Here is a 14,592-nt window from a genome sequence, read left to right as displayed (position 1 = left end):
ACGTAAAGTTCCTCTCAAGCATCTCTTGAACGTGTTCAAGAGACTCCTGGGGAGGGGCTGCAGATGCGCAGTGGAGCCAAGGCCGCCATCGTCGGCGGCGTGTTCGTGGTGGTCGGCACCGGCGTGGTGTACGGCGGCTACCAGATGCTGTCCGGGGACGACTCGCCCTCGGGCCCGCACACCCGGGCGGCGCCGGTACGGACCGGACCGCCCAGCGCCGACGAGATCACCAAGACCGCGCGGGCCTTCTTCGACGCCTGGTCCAAGGGGGACGCGGCGGCGGCCTCGGCCCTGACCAACAACAACGCGGCCGCCCAGACCGCCCTCGCCGGCTTCCACGACGAGGCGCACGTGGGCAAGGTGACCATCACGCCGGGGGCGGCCACGGGGGCGACCGTCGCGTACACGGTGAAGGCGGAGGTCGCGTACGAGGGGAAGACCGCGCCGCTCGCCTACAGCTCCCAGCTGACCGTCGTACGGGGCCTGACCACCGGCAAGGCGCTGGTGGACTGGCAGCCGGCGGTCGTCCACCCGAAGCTGAAGACCGGCCAGAAGCTGGTGACCGGGGCGGCCAAGAGCCCCGAGATCGAGGCCGTCGACGACCGGGGCCGGGTGCTGACCAAGGAGAAGTACCCCTCGCTGGGGCCGGTCCTGGACGCGCTGCGGCAGAAGTACGGGACCAAGGTCAACGGCACGCCGGGCGTGGAGACCTGGATCGAGGGCGGTGCCGAGGGCACCGCGAACCAGACGCTGCTCACCCTGGCCAAGGGCACGCCGGGCAAGCTGACGACGACGCTCGACGCGGACGTACAGGCGGCGGCCGAGCAGGGTGTGAAGCAGTTCGCGGAGTCGTCGGTGGTGGCGATCGAGCCGTCCAGCGGGGCGATCCGGGCCGTCGCGGACAACCGCAAGGACGGCTTCCCCGCCTCGCTCCAGGCGGCCGTCGCGCCCGGCTCCACAATGAAGATCATCACCGGCGCGATGATCATCGAGAACGGGGTGGGCGGGGCGAACCAGCCGGTCGAGTGCCCGGCCACGGTCCCGTGGGAGGGGTACACCTTCCACAACCTCAAGGACTTCACCATCCCGAACGGCACCCTGACCGACGCGTTCGCGCAGTCCTGCAACACCGCCTTCATCAAGCCGGTGAAGCCGCTCACCGACAAGCACATCGCCGGGACGGCACTGGGCCAGACCGCCCGGGACTACTTCGGACTCGGCCAGGACAACTGGAAGCTCGGCGGGGTGAAGTCCTTCGACGGCAGCGTCCCGGAGTCCTCCGGTGTGGAGACCGCGGCCTCCTACATCGGGCAGGGCAAGGTCCAGATGAGCCCGCTCGACCTGGCGTCCGTCTCGGCCACCGTGATCAACGGCGGCTTCCACCAGCCGGTGATCGTGCCGCAGTCCCTGGACGACCGCGAACTGGCCCAGGCCAAGCCGCTGCCCGACTCGATGGCCTCGCAGCTCCAGCAGATGATGCACGCGGCGACCACGGGCCGCGGGACGGCCGTGGGCACGATGGCGGGGGTGCCGGGGCCCAAGGGCGCCAAGACCGGCTCGGCCGAGGTGGACCAGCAGGGCAAGTCCAACAGCTGGTTCACCGGGTACGGCAACGGGCTCGCCGCCGCCGCGCTCGTCCAGTCCGGCGGGCACGGCGTGGACGCGGCGGGGCCGATCGTGGCGCGGGTGCTGCGGGCGGGCTGAACCGGGGGGCGGGGCGGCGGCCCGGCTGTCGAACCAGCCGTTGGCCCGGGCGTTGGCCCCGGGCGGCGGCCCGGCCGTCGGCGCGGGCGTCTGCCCGGGGGACGGCCCGGCGGCGGCCCGGGGGTCGGCCCGGGCGCGGCGAAACGGCCTCGCATGCGGCATACAGCTACCGCTAGCGTGCGGGGACATGAGCGCTCAAGAATCCGTTGCCCACCCCCGGTTCGCCCAGGCGCTGCGCGCGCTCGGGCTCGACGTGGAGGTACGCCGCTTCCCGGACGCGACCAGGACCGCCGCCGAGGCGGCCGCCGCCATCGGCTGCGACATCGGCGAGATCGTCAAGTCGCTGGTCTTCGAGGCGGACGGGGTCCCGGTGATCGTCCTGATGGACGGCTCGTCGCGGGTGGACGTGGAGCGCGTACGGCGTGAGCTGGGCGCGGAGAAGGTGAAGCGGGCCGGGGCGGAGCTCGTACGGGAGACGACGGGGTACGCGATCGGGGGCGTCCCGCCCTTCGGCCATGTGCGCCGCACCCGGGTCCTCGCCGACCGCGCCCTGCTCGACCACGACGTGGTCTGGGCGGCGGCCGGCACGCCCCACACAGTCTTCCCGCTCGACCCGAAGACGCTGATCGGGCACGCGGGCGGGGCGCTGGTGGACGTGCGCGAGCGTACGGCGTGAGCCTGGTCGTCGCGCTGGCCGTCCTGCTCGCCGCCGTCACCCACGCGTCCTGGAACGCGATGGCGCACACGGTCAGGGACCAGCTGGTCGCGTTCACGCTGATAGGCGGCGGGGCGACGGCGATCGGCGCGGTGCTCGCCGTGTTCACGCCCCTGCCCGCCTCGGGCGCCTGGCCGTACCTGATCACCTCGGCGCTGCTGCACACGGCCTACCAGGTGCTCCTGATGCGGTCGTTCAGCCTGGGCGACTTCGGCCAGATGTATCCGATCGCGCGGGGCACGGCGCCGCTGGTGGTGACCGTGCTGGCCGCGGTGTTCGTCGGCGAGAGCCTGAACGCGTGGCAGGCGGCCGGGGTGGCGGTCGCCTCGGCGGGCCTGGTCGGGGTCGCGCTGTGGGGCATCCGGGGCTCGGGGGCGCGGCCGCACTGGCCCGCGCTGGTGGCCGCGGGCGCGACGGGCCTGTCGATCGCGGCGTACACGGTGGTGGACGGCGTGGGCGTACGCGCCTCCGGCACCCCGATCGGCTACATCGCGTGGCTGATGATCCTGGAGGGGCTGCTGATCCCGGGGTACGCGCTGTACCGGCGCCGGGGTGCGCTGCCGGCCCAGCTGCGGCCGTACGCGGGGCGGGGCCTGCTGGGGGCGGCCCTGTCCATGGCGGCGTACGGCCTGGTCCTGTGGGCCCAGACCCGGGCCCCGCTGGCGCCCGTGGCGGCGCTGCGGGAGTCCAGCATCATCGTGGGCGCGGCGATCGGGGCGCTGTTCTTCAAGGAGCGGTTCGGGGGGCCGCGGATTGCCGCGGCGGGGGTGTTGGTGGTGGGGATCGGGTTGATGCTGCGGGCGGGCTGACCGTTTGTTTGGTCCCCACCCCGCATGTGCGGCTCCGCCGCGTGGCCTCCGGGGGTGGGGAGGGTGAAGCCTCGCTCTCCCAGGGGCCACGCCCCCGGACCCCGTTCGCGGGGCCTGCGGCCCCTGCACCCCGCTCCGGGGCTCCGCCCCGGGCCCCTGTTTGTCTGCGGGTTGTGTGTGGCTGGTCGCGCAGTTCCCCGCGCCCCTGGAAGCGCCCCTCCGGGGCGCCCAGGGGATTGCCGCGCAGCGGCATCTTCAGGGGCGCGGGGAACTGCGCGAGCAACCCACCACCGGCCCGCAGACGAAGCAGGCGCCCGCCAGAGGGCTTCAGGGAAGGGGTGGGGTGGGGGAAGGATCCGGGCGGGCACCACGTTCAATGGACCGGATGCGTAGCCAAGACGTGGGAGCGGCGTGATGGACGTGCAGGGCTCGGTGGACGCGGGGTACGAACCCGTCAAGGACGCCTTCGTGCGGAACTTCACCCACCGCGGAGACCGCGGCGCCGCCGTCGCCGTCTACCGGGACGGGAAGAAGGTCGTCGACCTCTGGGGCGGCACGAAAGACGTCGACGGGCACGCGCCCTGGGCCGTCGACACCGCCCAGATCATCCGCTCCGCAACGAAGGGCGTCGCCGCCGCCGTCCCCCTCCTCCTCCACCAGCGCGGCCAGCTGGACGTGGACGCCCCCGTGGCCACGTACTGGCCCGAGTTCAAGGCGAACGGCAAGGACCGCACCCTCGTCCGTCACCTCCTCTCGCACCGGGCCGGCGTCCCCGCCCTGGACCGCCCCCTCACCCCCGCCGAGGCAGCCGACGGCGAGTCCGGTCCGGCCGCGGTCGCCGCGCAGGCGCCGTTCTGGGAGCCGGGGACCGGGCACGGGTACCACGCGCACACGTACAGCTGGCTCCTCGGCGAGCTCGTCCGCCGCGTCACCGGCCGCACCCTCGGCCGCTGGGTCGCGGAGGAGATCGCCCGGCCGCTGGGGGCCGATTTCTGGATCGGGCTGCCAAAGGACGAGGCCGGACGAGTGGGGCGCGTGGGACCCGTCGAGGCGCCCCGCGCGGCCGGGGCCATCACCCTGCGGCCCAAGCCCGCCGTCTCCGCCGCCTACGCCGACCCCGCCTCCCTCACGCGCCGCGCCTTCGGCGCCATCGACCCGCTCCCGGACCAGAACGACCCCGCCTACCGCGCCGCCGAACTCCCCGCCGCCGGCGGCATATCCACCGCCCGCGGCCTCGCCCGGTTCTACGCGGCGACCATCGGCGAGGTGGACGGGCGCCGCCTGTTCGCCCCGGCCACGGTCGCCCTCGCCCGTACCGAGGAGTCGGCGGGCCCGGACCGCGTCCTTGTCGTCAACACCCGCTTCGGACTGGGCTTCATGCTGCACGGTCCGGCGTCCCCGCTCCTGAGCCCCGGCTCCTTCGGGCACCCCGGCAGCGGCGGCTCCCTCGGCTTCGCCGACCCGGAATCCGGCATCGCCTTCGGTTACGTCACCAATGGCCACCAGAAGGGCGTCACCGCCGACCCGCGCGCCCAGGCCCTGGTGCGCGCGGTCCGGGAAGCCATCGGAGCGTAGGGCTACGCCTTCGCCGTCGCCGCCCTCGGGTCGAAGCCGAACGGCAGCTCCAGGCGGTGGGTGCGCATCAGCTCCTCGTCCGACAGGACGTCCGCCGTCTTGCCGTCCGCCGTGATCGTGCCGCCGCTGAGGATCACCGACCGGCCGCACAGCTCCAGCGCGTACGGCAGGTCGTGCGTGACCATCAGTACGGTGACGTCCAAGGACCGCAGGATGTCGGCGAGTTCGCGGCGCGAGGCCGGGTCCAGGTTGGACGACGGCTCGTCCAGGACCAGGATCTCCGGCCGCATCGCCAGCACGGTCGCCACCGCGACCCGGCGGCGCTGGCCGAAGGAGAGGTGGTGCGGCGGCCGGTCCGCGTACTCCGCCATCCCCACCTGCTCCAGGGCGGCCCGCACCCGCTCCTCCAGCTCCGGCCCGCGCATCCCCGAGGCGGCGGGCCCGAAGGCCACGTCCTCGCGGACCGTGGGCATGAAGAGCTGGTCGTCGGGGTCCTGGAAGACGATGCCGACCCGGCGGCGGATCTCGGCCAGGTTCCGCTTCTCCACGGGGAGTCCGGCCACCTTCACCGAGCCCGCGCCGCCCGTCAGGATGCCGTTGAGGTGCAGGACCAGCGTGGTCTTGCCCGCGCCGTTGGGGCCGAGCAGCGCGACCCGCTCGCCGCGCCCCACCGTCAGGTCGACGCCGAACAGCGCCTGGTGGCCGTCGGGGTAGGCGAAGGCGAGCCCGCTCACCTCCAGGGAGGCGGGCACGGAGGAAGAAGCCGAAGCATCCACGGACGTAGTCACAGGGTCCACCCCAGAAGACAGATAACGAGAGCCGACGCGGGGAGCACCGCCGCGTAACGCCATTGCGCACCGGTCGCCGTCACATCGTCGATGACCGGCATCGAACCCGCGTAACCACGGCTGACCATGGCCAGATGTACGCGCTCACCGCGCTCGTACGAGCGGATGAACAGCGCGCCCGCCGACTTGGCGAGCACGCTCCAGGCCTTCAGGCCCTTCGCCTCGAAGCCGCGCGAGCGGCGGGCGATCGACATCCGGCGCATCTCGTCCGTGATCACGTCGCCGTACCGGATCATGAACGAGGCGATCTGGACCAGCAGCGAGGGGAGCCGGAGCCGCTGGAGGCCGAGGAGCAGGGCCCGCAGGTCCGTGGTGGACGCCAGGATCACCGAGGCGGCGACTCCGAGCGTGCCCTTGGCCAGCACGTTCCACGCGCCCCAGAGCCCGTTCACGCTCATCGACAGGCCGAGCACATGCACCTGCTCGCCCGGCACCACGAACGGCATCAGGACCGCGAACGTCACGAACGGGACCTCGATCAGCAGGCGCTTGAGCAGGAAGCCCGCCGGGATCCGGGCCGCGCCCGCGATCACGCCGAGCAGCACCGCGTACAGCCCGAAGGCCCAGACGGCCTCGCGCGGGGTCGAGACGACCACGATCACGAAGAGGAAGACGGCCGCGATCTTGCAGTGCGGGGGCAGGGCGTGGACCGGCGAGGCGCCCTGCCGGTAGAGCTTGTGCGTGTGGCCCGCGCCCATGTCAGACCTTCTCCGGCTGGGACTTCTGCGCCTGGGACTTCTGCGGTACGGCGGTGGGCGTGGCCTCGTCAGCGGTGCCGCGGCGGCGGCGCACGGCCCAGAAGATCCCGCTCCCCACGCCGACCGTCACGCCGACGCCGATCATGCCCGCGAGGCCGGTGGCGAGCCGGTCGTTGCCGATGTCCTTGACCGAGTAGCCCGCGAGCGGCGAGTCCTCGGTGGCGTGCTTCTTCTCCTGGGTGTCGATGCCCTTGTCGTGGGCCACCTTCTCCAGGCCGTCGGGCGAGGCCGAGGCGTAGAAGGAGAAGAACCCCGCCAGCAGGAGGGCGGCGACGACGAACACCGCGCGGACCCTGTGCGTGGAGCGGGCCGCGGCGGGTACGGGCTCGGGAGCGGGGGCGTCGACCAGTTCGCCGCCGACGCGCAGCTTCAGCGGGGCGTGCAGCCCGCGGGCCCCGTGGACGAGGTCGGGCCGTACGGCGATGACCGCGCCCACGGTGAGCGCCGTGATCGCGGCCTCGCCGATGCCGATGAGGATGTGCACGCCCACCATCGCGGTGAGCACCTTGCCGAGGGGGACGTCGGTGGTGCCGCCGGCCGCGTAGATCGCGGTGAAGGCGAGGGCGGCGGACGGGACGGAGAGGAGGGCGGCGACGAAGGTGGCCGCGGTGATGGAACTCCGCCTGCGGGGCAGCACCTTCACCAGGCCGCGGAAGACGGTGTACGCCACGACCGTCGTCACGATCGCCATGTCGGTGATGTTGACGCCGAGCGCGGTGAGGCCGCCGTCGGCGAAGAGGATGCCCTGCATGAGGAGCACGACGGAGACACAGAGGACGCCGGTGTACGGACCGACGAGTATCGCCGCGAGCGCCCCGCCGAGCAGATGGCCGCTGGTGCCGGCCGCCACGGGGAAGTTCAGCATCTGCACGGCGAAGATGAACGCCGCGACCAGGCCCGCGAGCGGGGCCGTCTTCTCGTCGAGTTCACGTCGGGCCCCGCGCAGGCTGACCGCGATGGCGGTGGCCGCGCCGACTCCGGCTATCGCGGAGACGGGGGCGTTGATGAATCCGTCCGGGACATGCATGGGTGGTCTCCGCTGGGGCCTGGTTGGCTGGAACCATTCGAATGAACCGCTCGATGATAGTCGTGCACTTGCGAACAGGTCGCAAGAGCGCGTGAGTGAGATTTACCAACGGTTCTCACGCCCGGCGCGCCCCCGAAAATATGCGACATTTGATGGCAAAGCACATGAACGGCTGCGCAGAGTGAGTGTGAGGAGCGACTGATGCCCCCCGCTGTCGAGGAACACGCCCGCGCGAGGATCGTCTCGGACGCCCCGCACCACCGCGCCGTTCCGGTCGCCCTGCGCTACGACCCCGCCGAGGACCCGCTGACCGTGCGTTTCGCGTTCCCCGGGGGCAACGAGTGGGTCTTCCCGCGCGCGCTCCTGGAGGCCGGGCTGCGCGGCCCCGCCCGCCGCGGCGACGTAGCCGTCTGGCCGTGCGGGCGCGCCCAGACCGTCCTGGAGTTCCACTCGCCGGACGGAGTCGCGGTGGTCCAGTTCGACAGCTCGCCCCTGGTCCGCTTTCTGCGCCATACGTACAACGTGACGCCCGCGCCGAGCGGACGGGCCTAGTCGCCCCGGCGTAGCCGGACGTACGCAACGAAAGAGCCGGCCCCTACGCGTGATGCGTAGGGGCCGGCTCGGCCGCACGGGTCCCGTCCCACAGGCTGTGGGCAGTTGACCGGAAGCGGGTCAGACGCGCGTGAGCTCGCGGTCCTCGTCGCCGTCGGACGCCTTCGCCGCGTGGGCCTTGAGGCCCTCACCCTCGACGTCGACGTTGGGCAGGATCTTGTTGAGCCAGCCCGGCAGCCACCAGGCCTTGGCGCCGAGCAGCGCGAGCACCGCCGGCACGATCGCCATCCGGACCACGAAGGCGTCGAAGAAGACCGCGATCGCCAGGGCGAAGCCGATCATCTTGATCATCTGGTCGCTGGCCCCGATGAAGCCGGAGAAGACCGCGATCATGATCACCGCGGCGGCCGTGACCACCCGGGCGCCGTGCCGGAAACCGGTCACGATCGCCTGGCCGGGACGCTCGCCGTGGACGAACGCCTCGCGCATCCGGGTGACGAGGAAGACCTCGTAGTCCATCGCCAGACCGAAGACCACACCGACCATGAAGATCGGCATCATCGACATGATCGGGCCGGGGTTCTCCACCCCGAAGAGCCCGCCGAGCCAGCCCCACTGGAAGACCGCGACGACCGCGCCGAGGGCGGCGACCACCGAGAGCAGGAAGCCGAGGGCCGCCTTCAGCGGGACCAGGACCGAGCGGAAGACCACCATCAGGAGCAGGAAGGCCAGGCCCACCACGAGCGCCAGATAGGGCAGCAGGGCGTCGTTCATGCGCTTGGAGAAGTCGATGTTCATCGCGGTCGCACCGGTGACCAGGACCTCGGCCTTGGTGTCGGCCTTGATGTCCTTGCCCGCGTCCCGGATCGACTGGACCAGGTCCTCGGTGTCCGTGGAGGACGGCTTCGACTTCGGGATCACCGTGATGGTCGCGGTGTCGCCCTCCTTGTTGAGGGCGGGTGCCATGACCTCGGCGACGTCCGGCAGCTTCTTGATGGTGTCCGAGGTGCGGTCGGCGGCGGCCTTGGCACCGCCGGCCTTCGCCCCGTCCACGACGATCATCAGCGGGCCGTTGAAGCCCGGGCCGAAGCCGTCGGAGAGGGTGTCGTAGGCGCGGCGCTGGGTCGTCGAGGTCGGCTGCGAGCCGTCGTCGGGCAGACCCATCTCCAGGGAGGCAGCCGGGACGGCGACGGCGCCGAGTCCGATCACACCGGCGAGCAGCACCCAGACCGGCTTGCGCAGCACGAAGCTGGACCAGCGGGTGCCCATGTTCGGCTTGGCCTCGCCGGGGGCCTCGGCCGTGCCGGCCTCCATCTTCTTGCGGGTGCGGCGGCCGAAGACGCGCTTGCCCGTGAAGCCGAGCACCGCCGGGATCAGGGTGAGCGCGATCAGGACCGCGATCACGACCGTGCCGGCCGCGGCCACGCCCATCTTGGTGAGCATCGGGATGTTGACGACCGCGAGGCCGCACAGGGCGATGACGACGGTCAGACCGGCGAAGACGACCGCGGAACCGGCGGTTCCGACGGCCCGGCCTATCGCCTCCTCGCGCTCCCGGCCCTCACGGAGCTCGGCCCGGTAGCGCGAGACGATGAAGAGCGCGTAGTCGATGCCGACCGCGAGGCCGATCATCGAGGCCAGCGTCGAGGTGGTGTTGCCCAGGTCCAGCACGTTGGCGAGCGCGGTGATGGTCGAGACGCCGATACCGACGCCGATGATGGCGGTGACCAGCGGAAGGCCGGCCGCGATCAGCGAGCCGAAGGTGATCATCAGCACGATGCCGGCGATCACCACACCGATGATCTCGCCGGAGCCCGTCTCGGGCTTGGCCTGGAGCGCGTCACCGCCGATCTCGACGGTGAGCCCGGCCTTCTGGGCGGCCTTGCCGGAGTCCTCCAGCGACTTGCGGTCGCTGTCCTCCAGGGCCATGCCGTTGACCTTGTACTTCACCGATATGTACGCGGTCGAGCCGTCCTTGGAGACGGCGTTCGCCTGGTACGGGTCGGTCACCGAGGCGACCTGCTTCGAGCCCTTGGGCAGCTCGGCGACGACCTTGTTGACCTCGGCCTTGGCGGCCGGGTCGCTCATGGTCTTGCCGGCCGGGGCCTTGAAGACGATACGGGCGGTGGCGCCGTCGGCGCTGCCTCCCGGGAAGCGCTGTTCGAGCAGGTCGAAGGCCTTCTGGGCCTCCGTTCCCGGCATCGAGAAGGAGCTGGCGGACGGAGTGGAGGCGGTCGCGGCGCCGAATCCGGCGAGGAACAACAGCGCCACCCACACCAGGGCGACATAGCGGCGGCGCCGGAAGGCGAACCTGCCGAGTCGGTAGAGGAACGTGGCCACGAGGGCGTACTCCCGGTCGGTCGTTGGTTTACAGGGCGTGGATAACCAGCCCGACGACGAGAGCGGCGTACGTCAGGTGGGGCAGGTTGGTGGGGAGCTAGACGGGATCGCCGAGGGCGGGGAGAACCACGGCGTCGATGTAGTTTCCGAGGAAGGCCTTGTCCACCGGCTTGTCCTCGACGAGCTGCCGGGCGACGAAGGCGCCGACCAGCATGTGTACGACGTAGGGGAGCGCGGGACAGTCCGCGCGGACCTCGCCGCGTTCCACCGCGCGCCGCAGCACCTGGTCGAGGCCGGTGATCTCCGGCTCGATCAGCACTTCGCGCAGCGCCTGGTGGAGGTCCGGATTGTCGTGGACGGCACGCATCAGGCCCCGCATCAGCGCGGAGTCCTTCTCCAGCTTGCAGTCGTCCTCAAGACCGACCAGCTCGTGGAAGTCGCGGCGCAGCGAGCCGGTGTCGATCTCGTGGAGAGCGACCGGCTTGTTGTGCCGCAGCGCCCGCGCGACCAGCTCCGGCTTGTTCCCCCACTGACGGTAGAGGGTGGCCTTGCTGGAGCGGGTACGGGCGGCGACGGCGTCCATCGTCAGGGCGTCGTAGCCGACCTCGCGCAGCAGGTCGAGGACCGACTCGTACAGCTCTGCCTCACGTTCGGCCGTGAGCCTGCTTGCCATGTCTCGACCTCCCATCCGAACGAAACGGTTTCGTACTCGTTCGAAGATATCGCATCCCGTCGATCGAAACGAAACCGTTTCGCTTGTGTTCTGTGCCACAACTACCAAGCATCCATAAGTTGCCGCACCCCCGTCGCGCGGAAAGCATTGACGAGTGAGCGACGCACGCGAGGACGACGAGCAGCAGGCGCCCGTGACCGAGGGCGCATACCTCCGCTTCCCGCATCTGCACGACGACTTGATCTGTTTCGCCGCCGAGGACGACCTGTGGGTCGCGCCCCTGGTCCCGGCCGGCGACAGCCCGTCGCGGGCCTGGCGGCTGACGGTGGACCGCACCAAGGTCAGCCACCCCCGGTTCTCCCCCGACGGCAGCCAGATCGCCTACACGACCTGGCGCAGCCTGGACCCGGAGATCCATCTGGCCCCGGTCGCCGGCGGCCCGGCCCGGCGGCTGACCTACTGGGGCTCGCCCGACACCCGGGTCTGCGGCTGGACCCCCGACGGCCACATCCTGGCCGTCTCCTCGCACGGCCAGCCCTTCTCGTACTTCTCCTGGGCCTACAGCGTCCCCACCGACGGCTCCCCCGGCGGACGGCTGCCCTGGGGCCCGGTCTCCGACATCGCCTGCGCCGACCTGGACGGCGAGCGGCGCACCCTGCTGCTCACCGGCAAGCCGCCGCACGAGCCCGCCGCCTGGAAGCGCTACCGGGGCGGCGCCATGGGCCGCCTGTGGCTCCACGGCGAGCGCCTCCTGCCCGACATCGGCGGCCACCTCGACTCGGTGATGTTCGTGGACGGCCGCATCGCCTTCCTCTCCGACCACGAGGGCGTCGGCAACCTCTACTCCTGTCTGCGCGACGGCTCCGACCTGCGCCGCCACACCGACCACGACGAGTACTACGCCCGGCACGCCTCCTCGGACGGGCGCCGGGTGGTCTACCAGTGCGCGGGCGACCTGTGGATCGTGGACGCGCTGACCCCCGACTCGGCCCCGCGCCGCCTGGACGTGCGCCTGGGCGGCCCGCGCGCCGGACGGCGTACGTACCAGGTGCCCGCGGCCAGCCATGTGGACGCGCTGTCGGTCGACACCACCGGCCGGGCCAGCGCGATCGTGGTGCGCGGCAGCCTGTACTGGCTCACCCACCGCGACGGCCCGGCCCGCACGATCACCGACACCGCGGGCGTACGGGTCCGGCTGCCGGAGATGCTCGGCACCGGCGGCCAGGTGGCGTACGTGACGGACGCGGACGGCGAGGACGCGGTGGAGATCGCGTATCTCCCCCGGGCCAGCGGCGACCGCGAGCCCAGGCGGCTGGCCTCCGGCGAGCTCGGCCGGGTCCAGGAGCTGCTCTCCGACCCGGAGGGCGAGCGCCTGGCGATCGCCTCGCACGACGGCCGGGTGCTGCTGATCGACGCCACCGAGGAGTCCACCGGCGAGGTCACCGAACTGATCCGGTCGATCAACGGGCCCGTCCGCGATCTGGCGTTCTCACCGGACGGCTGCTGGCTGACCTGGTCCCACCCGGGCATCGGCCGCTCGCTGCGCCAGATCAAGATGGCCCGGATCTCGGGCCCCGGCGCCCGGGTCATCGTGGACGTGACCAACGGCCGCTTCGAGGACGAGAACCCGGTGTTCACCCGGGACGGCCGCTATCTCGCCTTCCTCTCCTGGCGCGGCTTCGACCCGGTCTACGACGTCCACACCGGCGACCTCTCCTTCCCGCTCGGCTGCCGCCCGTATCTGGTCCCGCTCTCCTCGGCCACGCCCTCGCCCTTCGCGCTGCTGCCCGACGGGCGCCCGGCCGCGGGCGGGCTCGACCCGCTGGAGGAGCCGGGCGACGGCACGGTCACGGTCGAGGTGGAGGGCCTGGAGAGCAGGGTGACGCCGTTCCCGGTGGCGGCCTCCAAGTACTCGGCGCTGCACCCGGTCTCCGGCGGCGGTCTGGTGTGGCTGCGCTGGCCGATCTCGGGAGCGCTCGGCGAGACCTTCGCCAACCCGGCCGACACCTCGGGCCGCCCCACGCTGGAGCACTTCGACATCACCAAGGCGCGCAAGACCGAACTCGTCGACCACCTCGACTGGTTCGCGGTGAGCGGCGACGGCAGCCGCCTGGTGGTCGTCGACGACGGCGACCTGCGGGCCGTGCCCGCCACCGAGTCCGGCGACTCCGACTCCACGGTCTACCTCGACCTGCGCCGGATCCTGCACGAGGTCGACCCGCCCTCCGAGTGGCGCCAGGCATACGACGAGGCGGGCCGAATCATCCGCGCCTACTTCTGGGACCCGCAGATGTGCGGCATCGACTGGAAGGCGGTCCTCGACCAGTACCGCCCGCTGGTCGAACGGGTCGCCTCCCCCGACGAGTTCGCGGACCTCCTGCGCGAGGTGCTGGGCGAGCTGGGCACCTCACACGCGTACGTCTCGGCCGCGCGCAGGAACGAGGGCCCGCCCCACTACCAGCGCCCGCAGGGCCTGCTCGGCGCCAACTTCGTCCACCGCGACGACGGCTGGATGGTCCGGCGCATCCTGCCCGGCGACTCCTCCGACTCCAAGGCCCGCTCCCCGCTGGCCGGCACCGGCATCCGCGAGGGCGCGCTGCTCACCCATGTCGACGGCCGCCCGGTGGACCCGGTGGCGGGTCCGTACCCGCTGCTCGCGGGCTCGGGCGGCACGACGGTGGAGCTGACCTTCCAGCCCGCCGAGGGCGAAGGCCGCTCGCGCCGCGTCGCCGTGGTCCCGCTGGTGGACGAGCGCCCGCTGCGCTACCAGGACTGGGTGGCCAAGCGCCGTGCGGTGGTACGGGAGCTGAGCGGCGGCAAGTGCGGCTACCTCCACATCCCGGACATGGGCGGCTCGGGCTGGGCCCAGTTCAACCGGGACCTGCGCCTGGAGATGTCCCGCCCGGCGCTGATCGTCGACGTACGCGGCAACGCGGGCGGCCACATCAGCGAGCTGGTGGTCGAGAAGCTCACCCGCAAGATCATCGGCTGGGACCTGACCCGCGACGCGCAGCCGGTCTCGTACGCCTCCAACGCCCCCCGGGGCCCGGTGGTGGCCCTGGCCGACGAGGCGACCTCCTCCGACGGCGACATGATCACGGCCGCCTTCCGCCTCCTCCATCTGGGCCCGGTGGTCGGCCAGCGCACCTGGGGCGGCGTGGTCGGCATGACCGGCCGCCACGTCCTGGGCGACGGCACGGTGATCACGGTGCCGATGAACGCGGCGTGGTTCGACTCGTACCAGTGGTCCATCGAGAACCACGGGGTCGAGCCGGACCTGGAGATCCTGCGCACCCCGCTGGACTGGGCGGAGGGCCGCTATGCGCAGCTCGACGACGCGGTGCAGCTGGCGCTGGATCTGCTTGCGGGCCGGCCTGCGGCTACGCCGCCGGGGTATGCGAACGCCCCGGACCGGCGGCGCCCGGAGCTGCCGCCGCGGTGACGCTTCGCTGGAGCGCAGTTGTTCGGGTGCGGGCCGGTGGGGTGGCGCGCAGTTCCCCGCGCCCCTGAGATGCGCCCCTGCGGGGCGCCCAGGGGATTGCCGCGCAGCGGCATCTAAGGCACGATCGCCTCCAGCGCGGCTCTGTACAG

General features: G+C 72.0%; 11 protein-coding genes. 6 read left to right on the top strand and 5 right to left on the bottom strand.

Annotated elements, in window-relative coordinates; translation table 11 throughout:
• Positions 1-63 precede the first annotated feature (63 nt).
• The 4 genes from AB0G17_RS35140 to AB0G17_RS35125 all read left to right on the top strand — a co-directional run bounded on the left by AB0G17_RS35140 (position 64) and on the right by AB0G17_RS35125 (position 4,803).
• Positions 64-1,704, top strand: coding sequence for a penicillin-binding transpeptidase domain-containing protein (locus tag AB0G17_RS35140; protein ID WP_361391587.1), 1,641 nt, complete (start codon positions 64-66; stop codon positions 1,702-1,704).
• Positions 1,705-1,891: 187 nt separating this feature from the next.
• On the top strand, positions 1,892-2,380 hold the full coding sequence (locus tag AB0G17_RS35135) for a YbaK/EbsC family protein (protein WP_361391584.1): 489 nt from the start codon (positions 1,892-1,894) through the stop codon (positions 2,378-2,380).
• Complete coding sequence (locus tag AB0G17_RS35130; RefSeq protein WP_361391581.1) at positions 2,377-3,228, top strand: DMT family transporter; 852 nt, start codon at positions 2,377-2,379, stop codon at positions 3,226-3,228. The genes AB0G17_RS35135 and AB0G17_RS35130 overlap by 4 nt, the downstream gene beginning before the upstream one ends.
• 414 nt (positions 3,229-3,642) lie before the next feature.
• Positions 3,643-4,803 carry a serine hydrolase domain-containing protein gene (locus tag AB0G17_RS35125; RefSeq protein WP_361391579.1) on the top strand — a complete coding sequence of 387 codons (1,161 nt, stop codon included), beginning with the start codon at positions 3,643-3,645 and terminating at the stop codon, positions 4,801-4,803.
• A gap of 2 nt (positions 4,804-4,805) precedes the next feature.
• Here the strand turns inward: AB0G17_RS35125 and AB0G17_RS35120 are convergent, their stop codons facing one another.
• From AB0G17_RS35120 to AB0G17_RS35110, 3 genes are read right to left on the bottom strand one after another with little or no spacing between them, the layout of a single operon-like run.
• Positions 4,806-5,555 carry an ABC transporter ATP-binding protein gene (locus AB0G17_RS35120; protein WP_361391643.1) on the bottom strand — a complete coding sequence of 250 codons (750 nt, stop codon included), beginning with the start codon at positions 5,553-5,555 and terminating at the stop codon, positions 4,806-4,808.
• Positions 5,556-5,587: 32 nt separating this feature from the next.
• Positions 5,588-6,349 carry a cobalt ECF transporter T component CbiQ gene (gene cbiQ, locus AB0G17_RS35115; RefSeq protein ID WP_361391576.1) on the bottom strand — a complete coding sequence of 254 codons (762 nt, stop codon included), beginning with the start codon at positions 6,347-6,349 and terminating at the stop codon, positions 5,588-5,590.
• Between the two features lies 1 nt (position 6,350).
• Positions 6,351-7,436 (bottom strand): energy-coupling factor ABC transporter permease, encoded by a 1,086-nt coding sequence (locus tag AB0G17_RS35110; protein ID WP_361391573.1) that lies wholly within the window; start codon positions 7,434-7,436, stop codon positions 6,351-6,353.
• 201 nt (positions 7,437-7,637) lie between these two features.
• On the opposite strand from AB0G17_RS35110, the gene AB0G17_RS35105 reads away from it, so the two are divergent.
• Complete coding sequence (locus AB0G17_RS35105) at positions 7,638-7,988, top strand: SsgA family sporulation/cell division regulator (RefSeq protein ID WP_361391570.1); 351 nt, start codon at positions 7,638-7,640, stop codon at positions 7,986-7,988.
• 120 nt (positions 7,989-8,108) lie between these two features.
• Here the strand turns inward: AB0G17_RS35105 and AB0G17_RS35100 are convergent, their stop codons facing one another.
• A complete protein-coding gene (locus AB0G17_RS35100) occupies positions 8,109-10,328 on the bottom strand; it encodes an MMPL family transporter (protein ID WP_361391567.1) in 2,220 nt (739 codons plus the stop codon).
• Positions 10,329-10,425: 97 nt separating this feature from the next.
• Positions 10,426-11,001 (bottom strand): TetR/AcrR family transcriptional regulator, encoded by a 576-nt coding sequence (locus AB0G17_RS35095; RefSeq protein WP_361391564.1) that lies wholly within the window; start codon positions 10,999-11,001, stop codon positions 10,426-10,428.
• Between the two features lie 193 nt (positions 11,002-11,194).
• Here AB0G17_RS35095 and AB0G17_RS35090 point away from each other — a divergent pair, with 193 nt between their 5' ends.
• Positions 11,195-14,443, top strand: coding sequence for a S41 family peptidase (locus AB0G17_RS35090; protein WP_361391640.1), 3,249 nt, complete (start codon positions 11,195-11,197; stop codon positions 14,441-14,443).
• The last annotated feature ends 149 nt before the right edge of the window (positions 14,444-14,592 follow it).

It is taken from the genome of Streptomyces sp. NPDC023838 (genome assembly GCF_040639555.1).
GTDB lineage: Bacteria > Actinomycetota > Actinomycetes > Streptomycetales > Streptomycetaceae > Streptomyces.
This window is presented reverse-complemented; position numbering and strand designations above follow the sequence as displayed.